This is a genomic window from Dactylosporangium sp. NPDC049525 (genome assembly GCF_040676755.1).
Taxonomy (GTDB): Bacteria; Actinomycetota; Actinomycetes; order Mycobacteriales; family Micromonosporaceae; genus Dactylosporangium.
Map to the genome: position 1 here is coordinate 70,187 of NZ_JBFAPO010000018.1, position 18,570 is coordinate 88,756.

Consider the following 18,570-nt stretch of genomic DNA (forward strand, 5'->3'; position numbering starts at 1 on the left):
TGCCGTTCAACCAGGACTCAGCCGAATTCACGCTCAGTCTGCTGAATCCGACGACCGCCATCGATCGAAGCGACTCACCGGACACGTTGGGCGAGCCTCAGCTCAGTCAGGTAGCGCTTGACGACTTGGCCCCCGTAGTTGACGTCGATGAGCCGGGCGATGGAGTTCAGCAATGCGCTCTGCTGCGCGTCCGGCAAGGCACGGTGGTCGGAGTAGGTCAACAGTAGATCCAGGTAGTCCGCTGTCGAGTACGGCAACTCCCACTCGTATCGGTAGAAGCTCGCAGGCCCGAACCGCTCCGACGAGGTCAGCTCCCGATCGTCCTCCGGAATCTCCCGAGCACCTTCAAGACGCAGGCCCGGCGGGGTCGACGGATCGAAGCGCTCGTAAAGCTTCTGAATCTCAACGAAGAACGCCTCGGTCCAGGTGCCACCGGCGATGTGGTGGGTTCCCACGGTGGCCAGCAGACCACCGAGACGCAAGGCGTCAGCAGACTTCGACACCCGCACGGCCGGATCGATCCAATGAAACGCCGTCGCGGAGAACACCACGTCGAACGGTTCCCCAGGCAAGGGCCACTCCTCGAACGCTGCCGTCACGACCTCCACCGAGTCGAATCCGGCGAGATTTCGCCGAGCCACAGCGGCCATGTCCGCGCCCAACTCGACGGCCACGATCCGGTAGCCTCGTTCCGCCAGCGGCACGGTCGCCTGCCCAGTGCCACAGCCGATCTCCAACACCCTTGCACCGGGCGCTACTCCGGCCGCAGCGAGATCATCGAACATCTGTGCCGGGTACCGGGGCCGGGCACGGTCATACCGTTCAGCGTCCTCGTTGAAAGTTTCTCGCAGCCTCACGTAGTCATTGCTATCGCTCACCCAGAGAGAGTACGGGGGCCACTCCTACGGCAGGCACTCAATTCTCAATGCCTGGCTCGCCGGGGCGCTGCAGCTCGCCCGCCTGCCGATCGTTACCGGAAATTCGCAATAACGTGCCCGTATCAAGTCCCATGATCTTGCGCGCCACTGTGACCGCTCCCTCCGCTTCGCCGTCGACCCAGATGATCGAACGGAGCAGCGGCGGAAGCGGAGTGTCGTCGAGGCGGACGGGGATGACCCGCAAACGAATCGTCGGCCAGCGCGATCGCGAGCGCGCTGGCCATCGTGCCATGTCAGGCCACTCCACCGGGTCCGTCGGTCACTGCCAGCTGCCGGCGGAACTCGGTGAACGCCGGAAACGGAAAGCGGCCGTGGCAGTCGTTGCGGTTGGAGTAGCCCGGGTAGTCACCGCTGAGCAGCCAGCCGCGCTCGCTGTCCCATCGCCACGCGTAGTCGTCCTCCGGGACGGCCTGCATGAGCTGCGCGGCCATCTGCGCCGCGTCCTCGCCGTGGAACAGGCCGAGCCGCTCGAACGTGCCGGCGATGATCTCGCGGCGGTCGTTGAGCAGCGCTGCCTCATCCGAACCGTGACCGACCCAGCGCGCCAGCAGCAGCATGCCCACCTCGGGCGGGAGCGGGTGCGAATCCGGCGCGGTACGCATCTGTGCCACTACCGCTTCGAGCTCGCTCCAGCGCAGGCAGAACGGATGCCAACGCGCCTGGTCCCAGTGGCCCAATTCCACCGAGACGTCCGGCACGTCGTAATCCTCGTCATCCCAGTCCTCGTCGTCCTCGTCGACCTCGTCATCGTCGATCTCGTCGTCGTCCTCGTCGTCCCGCTGCAGATACAGCACATGCAGGGCAAGCTCGAAGTTCAGTTCCAGCCCGAGCCACCAGCCGCGGCGGGCCGGCAGGATGACCCGCGCCGAGGAAAGATCGTCCTCGTCCTCTTCGTCCCAGTCGTCATCATCGACATCAATGTCGTTGAGCCGCCGCGCCAGCCTCTCGCCGACCGCTACGAAGTCGAACCCGTCGGTATCGTCGAACGCGTAGCAGCGCCAGAACTGCGGGTCCCGAGTCGCGGCGACCAACGCCCGCCCAGCCAAATCCATGTCGTACCACTCCTCCGATCGCGGCCGGAACGGACTCTATCGATATCCACGACAGAGGCAGCACGGCGGACCCGGCTACGGAGTGATCAATGGCGTCCGGACGTTGATCGACGTGCCATGTTGGCAGTGCAGGAAGAACGGCCCGGCCGGTGGCGGTTCGATCGTGAACACGCCGAGATGATCCGCGGTGACCCGGGTGTCGATGCCCGACGCGGTGCGGACGTCGATCTGCGCCGGGCACTGGGGAAGGATCTGACCGAACACGACTCCCGACATGAAGGTCAGCTCGATGGAGGCGTATTCGGTCGAATACGTGAGCGAGCGCAGTGCCGCCATGTCCGCCCGGGAGCGGGCAGCCGAATCTGTCAGCGAGTCGTACTCCAGCGCCGCAAGATCGGCGTCGATGTTCCGCCACGCGAACATCGCCCGGCCGGACTCGATGACGCTCTGCGGCACGGCATACGATTCCTGAACTGCTTCGGCAAGCCTGGTCACCAGGTGCGCGTCGTCCCACTGGGGTGTCGTCATCGGTCGTCACCTCTCTCCGCTTCCCCCTCGTCGGCTACCCCGCCGGCGCCGTCCGTATGCAGGATCGCGGCGAAGGACGGGCATTGGCGTAGCTCGTCCAGGCATCGTCTGCGGGTCGGGCCGATCGATCCGATCTTCATGTCGAGCTCGGCGGCGATCGTGACATAGGACGGCTTCGCCGCGCTGAACAGCCGCAGCAGGAGATGTCGGCACTGTGGCCGCAGCTCGGCGAGGGCCTGCCGGAGGATGGCGTTCTCGATCGCCCGGTCGATGTTCCGCTCGACGTCGTCGAAACCGTCCTCCGTCAAGGAACCCTGTTCCGAGCGCCGCTCGAGCTGAGTGCGCCGCCGAGCTGCCTGCACGGCCCGCAGGCACTCACGTCGGGTCGTCGTGGCGACCCAGCCCGGTAAAGCGGCCGGTTGCCGCAGCTCGGCAAGGTGCTCCACCAGGAGCAACCAGACGCTCTGGCAAACGTCGTCGCGATCCGATGCGCTCAGGTCGAACCGCCGGCAGATCGACCACACCAGTGGAGCGAACCGCTCCACCAGGGTGTCCCATGCCTCTTGGCTCCCACCACGGGCCGCGATGACGAGTGGCTCCACGGTCGTGTCCAGGAGCGAGGAGCTGTCATCGCCGGTTGCCGCGTCGGTACCCGCACCGGCTACCTCAGATCGGCCCGCCGGAATGCGCCGCCCAATTGCTCCTCGAACGTCTTCAGCGCGTCCCATGGGTCACCACCGTTGTCAGCCGTCAGAGCGGCAAGGCGGCCCGCCACCAGACCGGCGGCGAACGAGTTGCCGGACCACTTTGCATACTTTGTGAAGGTCGTCTGGCCGGTGTGGCCGTCATGCAAGCCAAGGCGTTCGTTGTCATGATGCTGAATGTCGACGTCGCCGACGAGATACGTGCTGCTGACGTCTTCGGCACGTGCGAGGAACCTGACCCAGGGAACCTTCGGAGTGAAGCTGGTGACCTGATTATTATCGTCGAGCCCGCCAACGGAGATTACACCGTCGAGGGCCGCCGGGAACATCGCCGACTTCGGCGACGGGTGGCTGCGTCCGGCCGGCGGCTCAAGTTCACCGTGGTTTCCCGCCGCGGCGACGACGAGGATCTCCGGGCTGATGAGCTCCACTGCCCGGCTGAGCACGAGTGGCGGCTGCCCGTCCTCGGTGAATCCGCCCAGTGGCACGCACAGGACCTTGACGCCGGTTCCGCGGAACTCGACCATGCGCTTGGCCACGTCCCAGGCCGTGCCGGTTGCGGTGTCGCTGTTCAGCACCGCACGCATGTTGAGGGCCACGGCCGGTCCCTGCCGGAGAATCAAGCCGGCAGTGAACGTGGCGTGCCCCGCCCAATGCGGATACGGCGGTCCCGAGGAAAGGATGTCGCCTTCATCGGCAACGAACCTGCCGGTGAGGTCCGGATGGTTGAACAGCGGAGTGTCCAGGAGCCCCACCACGACGTCACGGCCCGTTCGTTCCCGGCGAAGAACTCCGGCAACGCGTAACGGCCCGTCCGGCGAGGGCTCCGGGAACTTGGTGGCCGGGCCGGTACCGCTCAGGTGCGGCAGGCCGGTGATGCTCTCGACGTGCCGGTTACGGCCCATCTCCGGTGACCACCCGCGATAGCGTCCGGCGAAGTCGTGCCTGATACAGAACAGCAGCTTCTCCAGGTCGGTACGTGGCGAGCCACCGGCCGGGCGCAGGCCGGGCTGCTGCATTGACGCCACCCGCTTCTGGTACTCGGCGTCGAGTTGCCCGGTCACCTGCCCGTCCGCAAAACCGTTCACCGCGACCAGTTGCAGGCCCAGCGGACCACTGTTCTCCTCTTCCGTCACTTGAATGGGCAGACCGAGCTCGGCGATGGCCGAGATGACGAGGTTGACGTGCGGGCGAGCGACGATCAGTTGGTCCGGCGCGGCGAGACTCTCCCGTCCCGGCCGCCTCTTGTCCGTTTCCTGCGGATTGACAGACGTCATCGAAATGTCCCCTCATGCGCTGCGCCCACGGGTAGGCTGCACACGGAAAGAGGGATGTCCGCATCCGTTGATACAGCGGAGGCTGGGCCATGGCGGCCACGGCACTTGTCGATCAGGCACGGGAAGCGTTCCTCGCCGCTGAGCGTGATCCGGCGCGGGCGCAGGAGGCCGCCTCGCGGATCCTTGCGCAGGCACGGGCCACCGGTGATCTTGCCGCGTGTTCGATCGCGGAGCGGGCGCTGGCCGCGGCCGCGCTGCACGTCAGTGACCTCGAAGTGGCCATGCGGCACGCCCGCCTGGCAATCCGCAACGCAGAGCGCGCCGGAGCGGCCGACCTGGCGGCCGAAGCCAGGATGACGCTCGCGTTCGCGGCGAGTTCCCGTGGTCGACTGGCCGCCGCGTTGCGCGAGGTCGATGCGGCGATGCCCCATCTGCGCGGCATCGAGAGCATTCGCGGGCAGGCCCAGCGTGGCGTCATCCTGCACCAGTGGGGCCGCTTGGATGAGGCGCTGCAGTGTTACAACGCCGCGTTGGCGACGCTGCGCCGCATCGGCGACACCCTGTGGATCTGGCGGGTGCTCTCCAACCGTGGGGTGCTGCACGGTCATCGCCTCGAGCTGGCCGCGGCCCAGGCGGATCTGACCGAGGCGGTCCGGCTCTCCGACGAGCTGAACCTGGGGATCTCCGCCGCGTACACGATCGAGAATCTCGGCTGGGTCCACACGATGCGCGGGGACCTCCCGAAGGCGCTCACCTTTCTGAACGAGGCCGAGGCACGGTTGCGAACCGCCGGGGCGCAGCTCGGCGAGGTGCTCCGCGACCGCAGCGAGCTGCTGCTGTCAATGAATCTGGTGGCCGACGCGCGTACGGCCGCGGCCGCGGCCGTCACGGAGCTGGACCGTGACCAACGGCTGGTGGTGGTGCCGGAGGTGCGGCTGCTGCTCGCCCGCGCGGCGCTGCTCGACGGTGACCCGGCCACGGCACTGCTGCAGGCGCAGCGCGCCGTTCGGGAGTTCTCCCGCTCCAAGCGGACGGAGTGGGTCGCGCTGGCCCAGTTCGCGGCCGTTTCCGCGCGTCGCGCCGGGTCCGGTGGCCGTCCGGTCGGGACCCGGGAACTGGAGCGGGTCGCGGAGCAACTGGAAGCCACCCCGTGGATCGCGGTGGCCGTCGACGCCCGCATCGCCGCCGCCGACGCGGCGTTGGAGCGCGGCAGCACCGGCCGCGCGATCCGCAACCTGCAGCTGGCCGGACGGTCGACCAGGCGAGGGCCGGCGGCACAGCGGGCCCGGTCGTGGTACGCGACCGCGCTGCTGCGCCACTCCACCGGCAACAGCCGAGGAGCGGTGCGTGCCCTGCGCGCCGGTCTGCGCATCATCGACGAGCACCGCGCGAGCTTCGGTGCCACCGACATCCGGGCCCGAACCGCCGCCCACCGCACGGACCTGGTCCGGCTCGGCCTGCGGATGGCCGTCGCGGAGGACACGGCCGTCGGCGTCTTCGAGTGGGCCGAGCGCGGGCGGGCCAGCCTGCTGCACATCAGGTCGGTGCTGCCGCCGGACGATCCGGTCCTCGCCGCGTCCCTGAGCGAGCTCCGCCGGGTGGTCAGCGACGTCTATGAGGCGGGTCGAGCCGGACGCAATCCGGCTCGTGCGCTGCACCGGCAGGCGGCGCTGGAAGGGCGGATCCGGGACCACTGCCGCCAGCAGCAGGGGACGGCCCGGCTCACCGAACCCGTGCCGGTCGGGGAACTCGAAGGTGCGCTGGGCGCGGCGGCACTGGTCGAATTCGTCGAGCTGGACGAGCACCTGCACGCCGTCGTGGTGGCCGATCGCGGCGTCGGCCTGTACCGGCTCGGACCGACGGGCGAGGCGTCCCAGCTGCTCGACCGGATCACGTACGCGCTGCACCGGCTCACCCTGACCCGCCAGGGCAGCGCGGCCGGCCTGGCAGCCGCCCGGACGGTTCTGCTGGACGCCGCCGGACGTCTCGACCGCGCGCTCTTCGGTCGCCTGCCGGTCCGCGTCGACAACGGTCCGCTGGTCGTCGTTCCGACCGGGCGTCTCCAGTCCGTGCCGTGGTCGGTGCTGCCCCGGTGCGCGGGGCGCCCGGTCACCGTCGCCTTCTCCGCGACCAGCTGGTTCCAGGCCCATACCCAGCCATACCTGCCGATCGGCGGGACCGTCGCGATCGCCGGACCGGATCTGCCGGGTGGCCACGTCGAAGCCGAGCGGGTCAGCGGGATCTACGGCGGCGAACTCCTCACCGGCCAGTCCGCGACGGCGGCGGCCGCCATGGACTCGCTGACCCGGGTCGACCTCGCCCACCTCGCCGTCCACGGCACGCTCTCGCAGCACAACCCGCTGCTGTCGGCCCTGCGGCTCAGCGACGGGCCCCTGATGATCTACGACCTCGAGCGGTTGCCGCGGACGCCGGGCCTGGTGGTGCTCGCCGCCTGCAACAGCGGCAGCCATGTGGTGCTGGCCGGCAACGAACTGCTGGGGCTGAGCGCGACGTTCCTCGCGCGCGGCACCCAGCAGATCATCGCCTCGGTCATCCCGATACCTGACGTGCAGACCGTTCCGCTCATGCTGGCGTTCCACGACCGGCTCGTCGCGGGTCAGTCACCGGCCGAGGCGCTGGCGTTGACCCAGCAGCAGGTCCTCGGAGCGTCGGATGGTCCGGTACTGGCCTCCGCGGCCGGATTCGTGTGCATCGGATCTGGGCTCGTCCGCCTGCCGTTGCCCGCCCCTTCGACCGCGGCGAGCACGAGTCCTCCGCGAACGGCACCGTAACCGCCGACGCTGATGCGTGCGTCGCGGTTACGCCGAAGGCCCGGCGCCGGCGTCGTGCACGGCGATGCCGTCGGCCACCTGGCCGGACGTGGGCGGTACAGCGCCGACACCCGCCGCGGTGATCGCGTCGATCAGCCAGTCCGCCGGCTCACCGCCGTTGTGGTCGGTGCCCGGCAGCGCCGGCGCCGCGCCGATTCCCTGCCCGCCACCGGCGCCAGGCGCGGGTCCGGCGTCGGTGGCGTCACCGGCCGCAGGCGACTGGTCGGGCCGGGTGGACGGGACCTGCGAGTCCGAGGACTCGATGGTGATCGTTGTCTTCACGGCTGTTCCACCTCACTGGTTCAGGACCGCGTAACGGCCCTCGAAGTTGATCTGTGAACTGGTCAGGTTCCGGACGGTCAGCCAGTACGTGACGTGCGTGGTGCTCGCCCGTTCGACCTCGACGTCCCACTCGATCTCCGGCGCGCCCTGGACCGGCGTGGTCGGCATCATGTGCCAGATCACGTGCCAGTCAGCGGGCCACTGGAAGGTGAACCACCGGCCGGACTGCTTCGCGCCGAGTGCTCCGAGAAATTGGGTTCCGATGCGCATCTTCAGACTCCGTCTCTACCAACCGAGGACCGCGAACCGGCCCTCGAAGTCGACCGGCGTGTCGACCAGGTTGACAATTTCGATCCAGTAGGTGGCGTACCGGTCGTTGGCGCGTTCGACCATGGTCCGGAACCGCAGTTGCGGGCCACCCGGCCGCGGGCTCGTCGGCATCACCGTCCACAGCACGTGCCAGTGCGCCGGCCAATTGAACGTGAACCACCGCTGGGTACCGCGCGCCGGAATCTGGCCGCGGAACTGCACGCCCGTCCACGTCGCGGTCTGCAGCGCGGCGGCGATCAGCTGGCGCAGGTCGGGCCGGTTCCCGATGCGTTGCGTCGCGGGGAAACTGGGCAACGCGTCCTGCTGCGGCGACCCCGTGGAGCGCAGCAGCTCGCGCGCCCGGGCCGGAGACAGCCGCGGCCGACCGTGCGCCCGCAGGACGCCCTGCGTGCACGCCAACGCGCCGACGATCATCGGCGACGCACTCGACGTGCCGCTGAACGCGCTCGTGTACCAGACGTCGACGTTGCCGCCCTGCAGGTCTCCGTAGCCGGTCGTGACCACCTCGCGCCCCCAGCCCTGCGCGTCGACGCATTGGCCGTAGTTGGAGAATCCGAGGCGGGAGCGGTCCGGTCCGTGGTTGCCACTCGACGGTGCCCCGGCGCCGACGACCACAGCCCCGGAGTCCAGGTCCGTGCGCCGGAACGGGTTGCGCCACCAGCCGGGCCAGTTCGGATCGCCCCGGTCGTAGATCGGGTCGTCGAGGTCCTGCGAACCGTTGCCGGCCGCCTCGACCACGATGACGCCCCGGTTGACCGCGTACCGGACGGCCAGGTAGTCGTCCGGCCACCATTCGACCGCGATGAACCCGAACTGGGTGTCGCCGCCGGGGTACCGCGGCCCGCCCCGATGGATCTCCAGCAGGAGGATGTCGCCCGGCCCCAACCGGTCGGCCCCAGCGCGGATCGCCTGCGCGGTCGGCACCGAGAACGCCGACGCACTGATGAAGGCGTCCGACGCGATACCGACGATGCCGACGGTGTTGACGTCGCCGCTGATCTCGCCGAGCACCGCGGTGCCATGGTTGGTGCCGCGGCTCTGCGGGTCGGCGTCGGCGGTCCCGGCGACGACGCCACCCTGGTTGGCGGTCAGGTCCTCGTGCGTGAACCGCCAGCCCCACTCGCAGTCGACGATCCGCACGCCCGCACCGCGACCGCCCGGCTGCGTCCACGCCCAGCGGGCGTCGATCCCGCCGGGCGCCGCGTCGAGGTACCCTTGCCGCCCGCTGAAGTCCGGCGTCACCGGCGGCGCGTCCGGCCCGGTCGGGGCCATCGCGTTGAGCAGTGCCGGTGCGGCACTCACGTCGCTGACGAGCACCGCGAGATCGGCCGGCGGCTTGACGTAGGCAGCCTCGACCGCCGGGCTTTCCCTGAGCTGGGCGGCCAGTTCGTCGAGCCGGTCGTCAGGCGCGTCCACGTGATAGAAACGCGACATCCGGTCGATCAGCTCGTTTGTCGCACCGCTCGGCTGACCACTGTCGGGTGAGCCGGCGGGCGCCCTGAGGGCCCGCACCCGCTCTTCCGAAGCGCCGAACAGGGGCCGGATGACGACGTCCGGCGCGGCAGCCACCGTTGCCAACGGCCCGAGGTCGGATCCGTTCAGCGACCGCGCCTCCGTCGGGGAGATTCGCAGGTCGGCGCTGTCCGCCCCGACCACGATCAGCTCCCGCCGACCCGGTCCGGCGGACGGTGCGGCGCCGGGCGGTTCCCGGCTCGGCTCCAATGGGTTCGAAGTCATGGCGTCCTCTCCACTGTGCGCCACGCACGGTTGCGTGGATGCCGGGGAAGAGACCCGACCCCAGCGCCGTGATACATGCACCCACGGAGCAGACACCCGCTCCTGCCGGGCCGGAGCGGCACAATCCGGCCGCGTCCGGTGTTGCCGGGCAACCCGGTCGGGCTCCGCACCGGTCTAGGTCTGGTGAAGGGGGTGCCAGTGGACAAGAAGATCGAGTCCGAGCTGCACGAGTACGTCGAAACCCGATACGTGCACCTGCGCCGGACCGCGTTCCTGCTGTGCGGCGAGTGGCATCGGGCCGAGGATCTCGTGCAGACGGCGCTGGCCAGGGTGGTGGTGGCGGCGCGGCGTGGGCGGGTGGAAAACCTCGACGCGTACTCCCGGCAGGTGCTGCTGCGGGTCTACCTGGACGACAACCGGCGCGGGTCGCGGCGGCGCGAGCAGAACTGGGCGGACCCCGCCGGTGCGGTCGAGCCGCCGGCGGCGAGCGGCGACCAGGCCACGGCGCTCACCGTGCTGGCGGCGCTGCGCTCCCTGCCGGCGCGGCAGCGGGCGACCATCGTGCTGCGCTACTGGGAGGACCGCAGCGTCGAGGACACCGCGGCCGTGCTCGGGGTCAGTGAAGGCACGGTGAAGAGCCAGTCGGCCAAGGGTCTGGCCACGTTACGCCAGACCCTCGCCGGAAGTCAGATGGAGCTCATGTTCAGCGATGGAGGTGCGGTCTGATGCCGCTCGATGAACTGCGCACGACGCTGTCCCAGGCCGTGGAGCTGGATGAGCCTCCGGTCGGTGCCGGACCGGCCGCGGTGTTCGCGCGGGCCGACCGGACCCGGACCCGGCAACGGCTCACGGCGCTGGTCAGCGGGATCGCGGTGCTGGGCGTCGCGGTCGGCGTCGCCGTGGTGGCCGCCGACCGGCCGGACGGAGCACCCGTGGCCGCCCCGGTGCCGAGCGTGTCGGCGGGCGCCCCGTCCACGCCGGCCTGGACGCTGCCGGCGGGCGACCCGTCCGGCCCGGTCCGGGCGTCGACCGCGCCCGGCGCCGGGCGTGCCGACGAGCTGCCGGGCGACGTCATGCTTGCCACCCTGCGGCGGCTGCTGCCGGCCGGCGTGACCGCGTCCGATCCGGTCAGCCAGCGGGGGTTCGCCGAGCTGATCCTCACCGACCCTGCCGGGCGCGGCAAGATCCAGATCAATGTGCAGCCGAACTTCATCGCCGGCCGCTCGCCGGGCCGCGACGCCGGCAGTGACCCGATGGACCTGTTCTCCTGCGCCACGCGGCCCAGCCCGCCCGGCACCACCTGCACCGCAACGACGCTGGCGGACGGCACGCTCGTCGTGCTCACCGACGGCCCGTCGGAGGATGCCGGCCATGACCGGATCAAACTGCGCATGGCCGACATCTACCGGCCGGACGGCGTCCGCGTCGTGGTCGGCACCTGGAACGCCGTACACGAGAAGACCAACACCGCAACCCGCGCCGAGCCGCCGCTGACCACCCAGCAGCTGCAGGCGATCGCCACCGACCCGGCGTGGCCCGCCAAACCCGCATAGGCCCGACGGCCAACCGGCGCAGGCCCTCGTAGGCTGAGCGGGTGGAGATCGAGCGGCATCTTGATTGGGCCGGCTGTGTCAACGCCCGCGACCTCGGTGGCCTGCCTGCCGGCGACGGCCGGACGACCCGGTGGCGCGCTGTGGTGCGCGCCGACAATCTCGACCGGCTCACCCCGCAGGGCTGGGCCGCCCTGGCCGCGTACGGGGTGCGGACCGTGGTGGACCTGCGTGAGGACGACGAGCGTTCGACCGCGGTCGCCCGGCCGGACGGCGTCACGGTGGTGCACGTGCCGCTGGACGACAACGCGGATGCCGCGTTCTGGTCGAGGCTGGTCGACGAGGACGTCGACGACGCGACGCCGCTGTACTACCGGCCGTTCATCGAGCGCAAGACCGAGCGCTGCGTCGCGGCGATCGCCGCGGTGGCGCGGGCGGAGCCGGGTGGTGTGGTCGTGCACTGCGGGCTCGGCCGCGACCGCACCGGCCTGGTGTCGTTGCTGCTGCTCGCCCTCGTCGACACGACCCCGGGCGTGATCGCCGCCGACTACGCACTCAGCGGCGAGCGCCTGCGCCGGCGCTTCGCGCAGGCGCAGGCGCAGGCGGACGCGCGGGCGGACGCGCAGGCGCAGACGCCAACCCAGGCGCGGGCCGACGACAGTGACCCGATCGCGGCCCGGCTGGCGCTGCACGGGCTCACGATCGCCGAAGCACTGCACCAGGTGCTCGCAGGGTTGGACGTCGAGGCGCACCTGCGCGCGGCCGGCCTCACCGCCGAGGACCTGCGTGCCGTTCGGGCCCGACTGATCGGAGACTGACCCGCCCGGCCACGTGATCGTCAACGTCATGGCGGGCAAGCAGCTGGACGCGCGGTCACCAGGACGGCTGCCGGCGGGAACCCTGTCGCGGGAAGCCGGCGGGGTCGGCCACGAAGCGCCGTGCGCGTCGACGACGACCTCGCGCTCATGATGACGCGCCGTCTCCGCTGACGCTCGTCTGCCTCCGGCCCGGTCAGTAGGGCCAGCTCCGGTTGCACACCCGCCAGGCACCGTTCTCCTTGAACAGCGTGAACGTGTGCGTGTCGACCGAGCCGTTGTCCAGCGTCAGCTCCTCGACGATCGCGGCGCCCGCGTGCTCGTCGACGGCCCTGAGAAAGGCGTGCACGTTGCGGTGGGCGCGGATGTGCGGCTGGCCCCGCAGGCCCGACTCGAACTGGTCCAGGGTCAGTTCGTCCCGGGTGCCGGCGCACAGCAGCCCGTACGCGGCCGGGTGGTCGTCGAGTTCCAGGTCCCGGACGAACCGTTCGGTGGCGTCGCGCGCGCCCCGCAGGACGGTCCGGTCGCGTTCGCCGGTCACGACCTGGTAGCCGTATCCGCCGGCCCAGCACAGCAAGGGCAGGACCCCGGCGACGATGGCCACGATCCACAGGATGCGGGTGCGGATGCGGGCCCGCTCAACCGCACGGAACGCCGCCGCCCGGTGAGGAGAGGTGTCCACGGCGCGACGGTAGCGACCCGTCGCGCATCGGGTGCTGCCTGGCGGATGACGACGCATTGCCATCCGCCCACCGCGAGATGAACAGGTCAGCCGCGCAGCCGTGTCCTGAGCGCGGCCAGCCGGTCCGGGGACAGGCCGTGGGCGAGCAGGTAGCCGTCGGCGCCGCCCCAGCGTTCGTCGACGAGGGCGAGCATGGACAGGATCGCCTCCGGCTCGCATTCGCCCGGGGATTCCCAGCACACCGACGAGTACGTGTAGTCCTCGGCGATGACGTCGTCGGCGACGCCCGCGACGCGCAGCAGCAGGGCGACGAGCATGCCGGTGCGGTCCTGGCCGGCCTGGCAGTGCACGAGGACCGCGCCGGGCGGGGCGTCGGCGACGGCCGCGACCGCGGTGACGACGCGACGGGCGTCGCCGGCGATGCGGCAGCAGTACAGCTCGTCGATCCCGGCCAGGTCCGACAGTTCGTCGGCGGGATCGTCGTCGGGGTCGGTGAACGGGACCAGGCGGTACATCGGGTCGGCGGCGAGCACGTTCGGCCGCATCGCGGCCTCGTCGGCGCAGCGCAGGTCGATGATGCGGGTGACGCCGTGGGCGCGCAGCGCGGCGATCCCATCGGCGGTCAGCGCGTGCGGGGAATCGGCGCGCACCACCGCGCCGTGACGCACCGCACCACCGTCCACTGTGGGCAGTCCGCCGAGGTCGCGGGCGTTGCGCAGGCCGGTCCACGCCAGCGGGGTGAGCGTCATCCATCAAGCGTACGGCCGGTCGCGGCGCCCACAGTGGACGGCGGATAGGCTGCACGGCGTGGACGTGCGTGAGCCGGCTCGCCGGCGTGCCCTGCAGGCGCTGTCGGCGCATGTGCCCGGGGCGGCGGCCGGCACCGTCAGCGAGTTGGGGCACGGCCTGGACAACGCCGCCTTCCTGGCCGGCGACCTGGTCCTGCGGGTCGCCGAGGACGGCCACAGCGTACGGCGGGAGGCCGGTCTCCCGGCGGTGGTGGCGGAGCGGGTCTCGGTGCCGGTGCCGGCGGTCCGGTTCGCCGCGGAGGACACCGGCGTCCTCGCCTATCCGCTGCTGCCGGGGCGACCGCTGCTGGGCCGCCAGGCGCCCGCCGGCCTGGCCCGCCGGATGGGGCGTTTCCTGGGCGAGCTGCACGCCATCGACGCGGCGGCGGTCGACGGTCTCGTCCCGGTCGAGGACGCCGATCCCGGCGAATGGCTGGAGGACCTCGACGGCCCGGCCGAACTGCTCCGGATCCTGCGCGACGGGGTGCCGCCCGCGGCCGCGCGGCGCGTGCTCGCCCACGCCGACCTCGGCGCCGAGCACATCCTCGAGCACGACGGCGACGTCACGGGCGTGATCGACTGGTCCGACGCCGCCGTCACCGATCCGGCGCTGGACTTCGCCCGGCTGCACCGCGACTTCGGGCCGGACTTCCTCGCGCAGACGCTGCACGCCTATGGCGGCCTGCCCGACGCCGACGACATCGGGCCGCGGATCGTGTTCTTCGCCCGCTGCGCCGCGTTGGAGGACCTCGCATACGGCCGCGACCACGGGCGCAGCGACTACGCGCAGGCCGCCGAACGCAGCCTCGGCTGGCTGTTCCCGTCGTGACCGGACGGGTCCTCGACGCCTAGCGTTCCGTGGGTCCGCCGGCCGGTGCCACGACGCCGGACAGGAACGCCAGCCGCAGTTTCATCTCGTCCTCGGTGTCGGGTGCCGCGGTCAGGATCACGATCTTGCGCTGGGCGTCACCGTCGGTCATGACGTCGCAGTCCACCGCGATCGGCCCGACGGCGGGGTGGTGCACGATCTTGTGGTCCTCCCGGTGGGCGCCGACGGCGCCGGCCGCCCACAGCTCGGCGAAGCGCCGGTTGCCGGTGTTGAGCTGCTGGATCAGTGCGGCCAGCCGGCGGTCGCCGGGGAACCGCCCGGCGGCCTGCCGCAGGTCGGACACGACGGCGGCGTCGAGCAGGTCGGCGTCCAGCGAGGTGACCGGCCACTGCGACAGCCGCGGGCCGGTGTCGTCGACCGGGAAGGTGTCGCGGGCGAAGTTGCGCAGCGCCGGCGGCACCGACGACGGATCGCCGAGCAGCGCGGCCCAGCCCCGGCTCCACCAGATCAGGTACCAGTCCGCGGCGAAGACGGCAACCGCCGCGTCGCCGAGCCGGTTGAGCATGCGGCGCAGTCCAGGCGGGATGTGCTCTGAGATCTCGCCGCCGACCGGCGGGGCGAGACCCGCGAGCCGGAACAGGTGATCCCGTTCGGCGTCGGTGAGGCGCAGCGCCCGGGCGAGCGCGGCGACCACCTGCGGCGACGGCGTCCTGTTCCGCCCCTGCTCCAGGCGCACGACGTAGTCGACCGAGATGCCGGCCAGGTCGGCGAGCTCCTCCCGGCGCAGGCCCTTCGCCCGGCGGGCGTGCCCCCTCGGCAGCCCGGCCGCCGCCGGCGACAGGCGGTCACGCCACGCGCGCAGCGTCGCGCCGAGCTGCGTCTCGGGACCGGTCATACGTCTGATTGTGCCGCGCGGCCGGCCGCCGATGGTGGTACTGGCGTTCCTACCGTCGAGCCGTCCCTGGCACGCGACGCGGCCGCGGCAAACGATGGGCGCATGACGATCACCTTCATCACCGGCGCCAACAAGGGTCTCGGCCGCGAGACCGCCCGCCGCCTCATCGACCAGGGTCACACCGTGCTGCTCGGTGCCCGCGACGCGACGGCGGGCGCCGCCGCGGCCGGCGAGCTCGGTGCCCGTTTCGTCCGGATCGACGTCACCGACGACGCGTCGGTCGCCGCCGCGGCCGCCGACGTCGAGCGGCACGAGGGCATGATCGACGTGCTGATCAACAACGCCGGCGTGCACGGCCCGCACGGCGACCCGAGCGACCTGAGCGGCGCGGCCGTCCTGGCCGTCCTGGACGTGAACCTGGTCGGCGTGGTCCGCACCACGACCGCCTTCCTCCCGCTGCTGCGCCGCTCGGCCGACCCGGTGATCATCAACGTCAGCAGCTCGATGGGTTCCCTCGCGGCCACGCACGACCCGGCCCGGCCCGAGTCCCGGGCGATCGCGCCGGCGTACACGGCGTCCAAGGCGGCGCTGACGATGCTGACGACGCAGTACGCCAAGGCCCTGACCGGCATCCGTGTCAACGCCGCCGACCCTGGCTACACCGCGACCGACCTCAACGCCAACACCGGCCCGCAGACCGTCACCGAAGGCACCGACGCCGTCGTCACCCTCGCCACCGAAGGCCCGGGCAAGGGCAGCGGCCGCTTCGTCGACCGCCACGGCGAGATCACCTGGTCCTGAACCGGGCATGATGCGGCCGCCGTCGTGGCAGGCAACCGGCCGACGGTATGGTGCAGCGATGGATCGCACCGCGCTGGTCACCGGGGCATCGTCGGGGATCGGGAAGGCCACCGCCGCCGCCCTGGTCGCGCGCGGCTACCGGGTCGTGGGCACCAGCCGCCGGCCGGAGGCGGTCGCCGCCGGGCAGCGCCCGGACGGGGTCGAGCTGCTGCCGCTGGACCTGAGCGACGACGCGTCGATCGAGGCGCTCGCCGCCACCGTCGGCCGGGTCGACGTGCTGGTCAACAACGCCGGGGAGAGCCAGTCCGGGCCGTTCGAGGACCTGCCCGGCGACGCGCTGCGCCGGCTGTTCCAGGTCAACGTCCTCGGCCAGGTCCGGCTCACCCAGCTGCTGCTGCCCGGCATGCGCGAGCGCCGGCACGGCCGGGTGGTCATGGTCGGGTCGATGCTCGCGTCGTTCCCCCTGGCCTACCGCTCGTCCTACGTCGCGTCGAAGGCGGCCCTGCGAGGGTTCAGCGACGGCGCCCGGCACGAGTTTTCGCCGTTCGACGTCTGGCTGACCACGGTCGAACCCGGATCGATCAACACCGGGATCAGCGAGCGCCGCACGAAGTACGTCGCGGAGGACTCGCCGCACCGTGCCGACTTCGAGCGGATGCTGGCCGCCCTGGACCGCAACGAGCGGAAGGGCACACCGGCCGAGCGGGTCGCCGCGACCATCGTCAAGGCGATCGAGGCGCCCCGGCCCAAGGCGCACTACGCGGTCGGCAGCAACGCGCCGCTCGTCTTCCCGCTGCGCCGGCTCCTGCCGTCGGGCCTGGTGGCAAAGGCCACCCACCGCCGCCACGACCTGCGCCGCTGACCGCCGGTCAACCGCCGGACCGCCGGTCAGCCGGCGGGCCAGACGCGGCGGCCGGCGACCCAGGTCTGCGTGACGCGGGTCGCCGGCGTGAACGGGTCGCCGTCGCAGATCGCCAGGTCGGCCGGGTGCCCCGCGACGAGGCCGCCCGGGGTGCCGAGAGAGGCGGCCGCGGTCACCGTCAGCGCGCGGACGGCCTCCTCCGGCGTGATCCCCTGGGAGGGCTGGATGGTGCGGCCGTCCGGCAGGGTGCGGTGCACGGCGAGGCGGAGGTTGCCGAGCGGGTCGAGGGGGCCGGCCGGGTGGTCGGAGGCCAGGGTCAGCGGCACGCCCGCGTCCAGCAGCCGCCGGCCTCCGAGCACGGTCAGGAACCGGTCGGTGCCGCCGTCGACGATCTGCGGGCCGAACGTGGTGAGGAAGCCCGGCTGATACGTGGCCCACGCGCCGCTCGCGGCGACAAGGTCGACGGCGGCCGGGTCCAGCAGCACCAGGTGGTCGATGACGGCGTCCGCGCCGGCGCCGGCTGCGCGCAGGGCCGTGGCGGCCTGGCGGACCGCGAGGTTGCCCAGGGCGTGCAGCCGCGGCCGGATGCCGGCCTCCAGGTAGCGGGCGAGCAGCCCGGTGAGGTCGGCGTCGGCGTAGCGCAGGTACTCCAGGTGCAGCTCCCGCCCGTGTACGGCGCTGCGCCGGCGCAGTGCGTCACGCAGCGGGCCGGGGTGGCGGGCGGCGACGGTCTCGCGGACCGCTTGGAACGTGAGGCGGCCGAGGGCGCGGGCCGGCAGGCACACGGCACACCGGTCGCCGCCGTCCAGGAACAGCTTCGCCTCGCGGCCGCTCGCCCCGTACGCGCCGTCGGGGGCGGCGGCCGGGCCGTCGGCGGGGCTGAGCAGGCCCGAACCGGCGCCGACGGCCCAGGACAGCCGGGGCGCGGCGGCGGCGGCGAGGCCCAACATCCGCTCGTGGTGCTGCGGGGCGACATACGCCTCGTGGGCGTGGGTGATGCCCAGCGACAGGCACCGGTCCAGGGCCCGCCGGGTCAGCTGCTCCGGGTCGCCGGCCGCGTCGGCGAGGGCGCGGGCGAGCGCCTCACCGTACGCCTGTTCCCAGATCTCGCCGGTGGGCCGGCCGCGCCGGTCGCGGCTGACGTCGCCGGCCTGGGCGCGCAGGGTCGTCAGGCCGACGGCGCGCATCGCCTGGGTGGAGACGGCGCCGCGGTGCACGTCGACGCCGCTGACCAGTATCCGACGGCCGGGGGCGACGGCGTCGAGCTCGGCGGCCGTCGGCAGGCGGCGCTGCGGCCATCGGAACGGCCGGGCGTTCCAGCACAGCAGCCAGGGCGCCTGCGGGTCGGCGGCGGCCGCGGCGCCGATCGCGGCGAGCGCCTCCCGCAGGTCGGTCCACGCCGAACCGTCGACGCCGAGGGTCTGCCACCCGACAACGGTGGTGTGCAGGTGCGTGTCGACGAACCCGGGCAGGATGTGGCAACCTGCGAGGTCGATCATGGTGGTCGCCGGCGGTGCCGGCGTGTCCTGTGCTCCGGTGGCGGTGATCCTGTCGCCGGTGACCAGCAGCCAGCCAGGCTGTGGGGTGCAGGTCGGGCCGGCCCAGATCGTCGCTCCGGTCATGAGTGTCCCGGCCATGCGCAGAACAATACTTACCCGGATGCGAGTAG

At 71.8% G+C, this 18,570-nt stretch carries 20 protein-coding genes; 7 read left to right on the forward strand and 13 right to left on the reverse strand.

What is annotated here, in order from left to right:
• Nucleotides 1-74: 74 nt before the first annotated feature.
• The 6 genes from AB0K00_RS25410 to AB0K00_RS25435 all read right to left on the reverse strand — a co-directional run bounded on the left by AB0K00_RS25410 (nucleotide 75) and on the right by AB0K00_RS25435 (nucleotide 4,499).
• The gene (locus AB0K00_RS25410; RefSeq protein WP_363524256.1) at nucleotides 75-878 is read right to left on the reverse strand and encodes a class I SAM-dependent methyltransferase; all 804 of its coding nucleotides are present in this window, start codon (nucleotides 876-878) and stop codon (nucleotides 75-77) included.
• Between the two features lie 37 nt (nucleotides 879-915).
• Nucleotides 916-1,170 carry a hypothetical protein gene (locus AB0K00_RS25415; RefSeq protein WP_363524258.1) on the reverse strand — a complete coding sequence of 85 codons (255 nt, stop codon included), beginning with the start codon at nucleotides 1,168-1,170 and terminating at the stop codon, nucleotides 916-918.
• 1 nt (nucleotide 1,171) lies between these two features.
• Nucleotides 1,172-1,990 (reverse strand): hypothetical protein, encoded by an 819-nt coding sequence (locus tag AB0K00_RS25420; RefSeq protein ID WP_363524261.1) that lies wholly within the window; start codon nucleotides 1,988-1,990, stop codon nucleotides 1,172-1,174.
• Nucleotides 1,991-2,065: 75 nt separating this feature from the next.
• The gene (locus AB0K00_RS25425) at nucleotides 2,066-2,518 is read right to left on the reverse strand and encodes a hypothetical protein (RefSeq protein ID WP_363524263.1); all 453 of its coding nucleotides are present in this window, start codon (nucleotides 2,516-2,518) and stop codon (nucleotides 2,066-2,068) included.
• Entirely contained in the window at nucleotides 2,515-3,120 is a 606-nt protein-coding gene (locus AB0K00_RS25430) for a sigma-70 family RNA polymerase sigma factor (RefSeq protein ID WP_363524266.1), read from the reverse strand. The genes AB0K00_RS25425 and AB0K00_RS25430 overlap by 4 nt, the downstream gene beginning before the upstream one ends.
• A 59-nt stretch (nucleotides 3,121-3,179) precedes the next feature.
• Nucleotides 3,180-4,499, reverse strand: coding sequence for a S8/S53 family peptidase (locus tag AB0K00_RS25435; RefSeq protein ID WP_363524269.1), 1,320 nt, complete (start codon nucleotides 4,497-4,499; stop codon nucleotides 3,180-3,182).
• 89 nt (nucleotides 4,500-4,588) lie between these two features.
• Here AB0K00_RS25435 and AB0K00_RS25440 point away from each other — a divergent pair, with 89 nt between their 5' ends.
• On the forward strand, nucleotides 4,589-7,291 hold the full coding sequence (locus AB0K00_RS25440; RefSeq protein ID WP_363524272.1) for a CHAT domain-containing tetratricopeptide repeat protein: 2,703 nt from the start codon (nucleotides 4,589-4,591) through the stop codon (nucleotides 7,289-7,291).
• Nucleotides 7,292-7,318: 27 nt separating this feature from the next.
• Here AB0K00_RS25440 and AB0K00_RS25445 read toward each other — a convergent pair whose 3' ends face one another.
• Genes AB0K00_RS25445 through AB0K00_RS25455 form a run of 3 tightly spaced genes read right to left on the reverse strand, consistent with a single transcriptional unit; the run spans nucleotide 7,319 to nucleotide 9,679 of the window.
• A complete protein-coding gene (locus AB0K00_RS25445) occupies nucleotides 7,319-7,612 on the reverse strand; it encodes a hypothetical protein (protein WP_363524275.1) in 294 nt (97 codons plus the stop codon).
• 12 nt (nucleotides 7,613-7,624) lie between these two features.
• The gene (locus AB0K00_RS25450) at nucleotides 7,625-7,882 is read right to left on the reverse strand and encodes a hypothetical protein (RefSeq protein WP_363524277.1); all 258 of its coding nucleotides are present in this window, start codon (nucleotides 7,880-7,882) and stop codon (nucleotides 7,625-7,627) included.
• A 15-nt stretch (nucleotides 7,883-7,897) separates the two neighbouring features.
• Complete coding sequence (locus AB0K00_RS25455) at nucleotides 7,898-9,679, reverse strand: S8 family peptidase (RefSeq protein WP_363524280.1); 1,782 nt, start codon at nucleotides 9,677-9,679, stop codon at nucleotides 7,898-7,900.
• A 198-nt stretch (nucleotides 9,680-9,877) separates the two neighbouring features.
• Here AB0K00_RS25455 and AB0K00_RS25460 point away from each other — a divergent pair, with 198 nt between their 5' ends.
• Genes AB0K00_RS25460 through AB0K00_RS25470 form a run of 3 tightly spaced genes read left to right on the forward strand, consistent with a single transcriptional unit; the run spans nucleotide 9,878 to nucleotide 12,047 of the window.
• A complete protein-coding gene (locus AB0K00_RS25460) occupies nucleotides 9,878-10,405 on the forward strand; it encodes a SigE family RNA polymerase sigma factor (RefSeq protein WP_363524283.1) in 528 nt (175 codons plus the stop codon).
• Nucleotides 10,405-11,232 carry a hypothetical protein gene (locus AB0K00_RS25465; protein WP_363524286.1) on the forward strand — a complete coding sequence of 276 codons (828 nt, stop codon included), beginning with the start codon at nucleotides 10,405-10,407 and terminating at the stop codon, nucleotides 11,230-11,232. Before AB0K00_RS25460 ends, AB0K00_RS25465 begins: the two co-directional genes overlap by 1 nt.
• Nucleotides 11,233-11,273: 41 nt before the next feature.
• Complete coding sequence (locus AB0K00_RS25470) at nucleotides 11,274-12,047, forward strand: tyrosine-protein phosphatase (protein WP_363524289.1); 774 nt, start codon at nucleotides 11,274-11,276, stop codon at nucleotides 12,045-12,047.
• Between the two features lie 193 nt (nucleotides 12,048-12,240).
• Here AB0K00_RS25470 and AB0K00_RS25475 read toward each other — a convergent pair whose 3' ends face one another.
• Both AB0K00_RS25475 and AB0K00_RS25480 read right to left on the reverse strand, forming a co-directional pair.
• Nucleotides 12,241-12,726, reverse strand: coding sequence for a hypothetical protein (locus AB0K00_RS25475; RefSeq protein WP_363524292.1), 486 nt, complete (start codon nucleotides 12,724-12,726; stop codon nucleotides 12,241-12,243).
• A gap of 86 nt (nucleotides 12,727-12,812) precedes the next feature.
• Nucleotides 12,813-13,475: a tyrosine-protein phosphatase gene (locus AB0K00_RS25480; RefSeq protein ID WP_363524295.1), complete on the reverse strand. Its 663-nt coding sequence runs from the start codon at nucleotides 13,473-13,475 to the stop codon at nucleotides 12,813-12,815.
• Between the two features lie 58 nt (nucleotides 13,476-13,533).
• On the opposite strand from AB0K00_RS25480, the gene AB0K00_RS25485 reads away from it, so the two are divergent.
• Nucleotides 13,534-14,343, forward strand: a complete 810-nt coding sequence (locus AB0K00_RS25485; protein WP_363524298.1) for a phosphotransferase — start codon at nucleotides 13,534-13,536, stop codon at nucleotides 14,341-14,343.
• A 19-nt stretch (nucleotides 14,344-14,362) separates the two neighbouring features.
• Here the strand turns inward: AB0K00_RS25485 and AB0K00_RS25490 are convergent, their stop codons facing one another.
• A complete protein-coding gene (locus AB0K00_RS25490; RefSeq protein WP_363524301.1) occupies nucleotides 14,363-15,238 on the reverse strand; it encodes a helix-turn-helix transcriptional regulator in 876 nt (291 codons plus the stop codon).
• 102 nt (nucleotides 15,239-15,340) lie between these two features.
• Between AB0K00_RS25490 and AB0K00_RS25495 the strand changes: the two genes are divergently transcribed.
• Complete coding sequence (locus tag AB0K00_RS25495; RefSeq protein WP_363524304.1) at nucleotides 15,341-16,039, forward strand: SDR family NAD(P)-dependent oxidoreductase; 699 nt, start codon at nucleotides 15,341-15,343, stop codon at nucleotides 16,037-16,039.
• Between the two features lie 58 nt (nucleotides 16,040-16,097).
• The gene (locus tag AB0K00_RS25500; RefSeq protein ID WP_363524307.1) at nucleotides 16,098-16,901 is read left to right on the forward strand and encodes an SDR family oxidoreductase; all 804 of its coding nucleotides are present in this window, start codon (nucleotides 16,098-16,100) and stop codon (nucleotides 16,899-16,901) included.
• 26 nt (nucleotides 16,902-16,927) lie between these two features.
• Here AB0K00_RS25500 and AB0K00_RS25505 read toward each other — a convergent pair whose 3' ends face one another.
• Nucleotides 16,928-18,538: an amidohydrolase family protein gene (locus AB0K00_RS25505; RefSeq protein ID WP_363524310.1), complete on the reverse strand. Its 1,611-nt coding sequence runs from the start codon at nucleotides 18,536-18,538 to the stop codon at nucleotides 16,928-16,930.
• Between the last annotated feature and the right edge of the window lie 32 nt (nucleotides 18,539-18,570).

What these genes read in the sequence shown, in the direction of transcription:
- AB0K00_RS25505 (WP_363524310.1), bottom strand. Translation starts at nt 18,538, where the DNA reads ATGGCCGGGACACTCATGACCGGAGCGACGATCTGGGCCGGCCCGACC.
- AB0K00_RS25480 (WP_363524295.1), bottom strand. Translation starts at nt 13,475, where the DNA reads ATGACGCTCACCCCGCTGGCGTGGACCGGCCTGCGCAACGCCCGCGAC.
- AB0K00_RS25500 (WP_363524307.1), top strand. Translation starts at nt 16,098, where the DNA reads ATGGATCGCACCGCGCTGGTCACCGGGGCATCGTCGGGGATCGGGAAG.
- AB0K00_RS25465 (WP_363524286.1), top strand. Translation starts at nt 10,405, where the DNA reads ATGCCGCTCGATGAACTGCGCACGACGCTGTCCCAGGCCGTGGAGCTG.
- AB0K00_RS25455 (WP_363524280.1), bottom strand. Translation starts at nt 9,679, where the DNA reads ATGACTTCGAACCCATTGGAGCCGAGCCGGGAACCGCCCGGCGCCGCA.
- AB0K00_RS25420 (WP_363524261.1), bottom strand. Translation starts at nt 1,990, where the DNA reads ATGGATTTGGCTGGGCGGGCGTTGGTCGCCGCGACTCGGGACCCGCAG.
- AB0K00_RS25425 (WP_363524263.1), bottom strand. Translation starts at nt 2,518, where the DNA reads ATGACGACACCCCAGTGGGACGACGCGCACCTGGTGACCAGGCTTGCC.
- AB0K00_RS25415 (WP_363524258.1), bottom strand. Translation starts at nt 1,170, where the DNA reads ATGGCACGATGGCCAGCGCGCTCGCGATCGCGCTGGCCGACGATTCGT.
- AB0K00_RS25490 (WP_363524301.1), bottom strand. Translation starts at nt 15,238, where the DNA reads ATGACCGGTCCCGAGACGCAGCTCGGCGCGACGCTGCGCGCGTGGCGT.
- AB0K00_RS25435 (WP_363524269.1), bottom strand. Translation starts at nt 4,499, where the DNA reads ATGACGTCTGTCAATCCGCAGGAAACGGACAAGAGGCGGCCGGGACGG.
- AB0K00_RS25440 (WP_363524272.1), top strand. Translation starts at nt 4,589, where the DNA reads ATGGCGGCCACGGCACTTGTCGATCAGGCACGGGAAGCGTTCCTCGCC.
- AB0K00_RS25450 (WP_363524277.1), bottom strand. Translation starts at nt 7,882, where the DNA reads ATGCGCATCGGAACCCAATTTCTCGGAGCACTCGGCGCGAAGCAGTCC.
- AB0K00_RS25495 (WP_363524304.1), top strand. Translation starts at nt 15,341, where the DNA reads ATGACGATCACCTTCATCACCGGCGCCAACAAGGGTCTCGGCCGCGAG.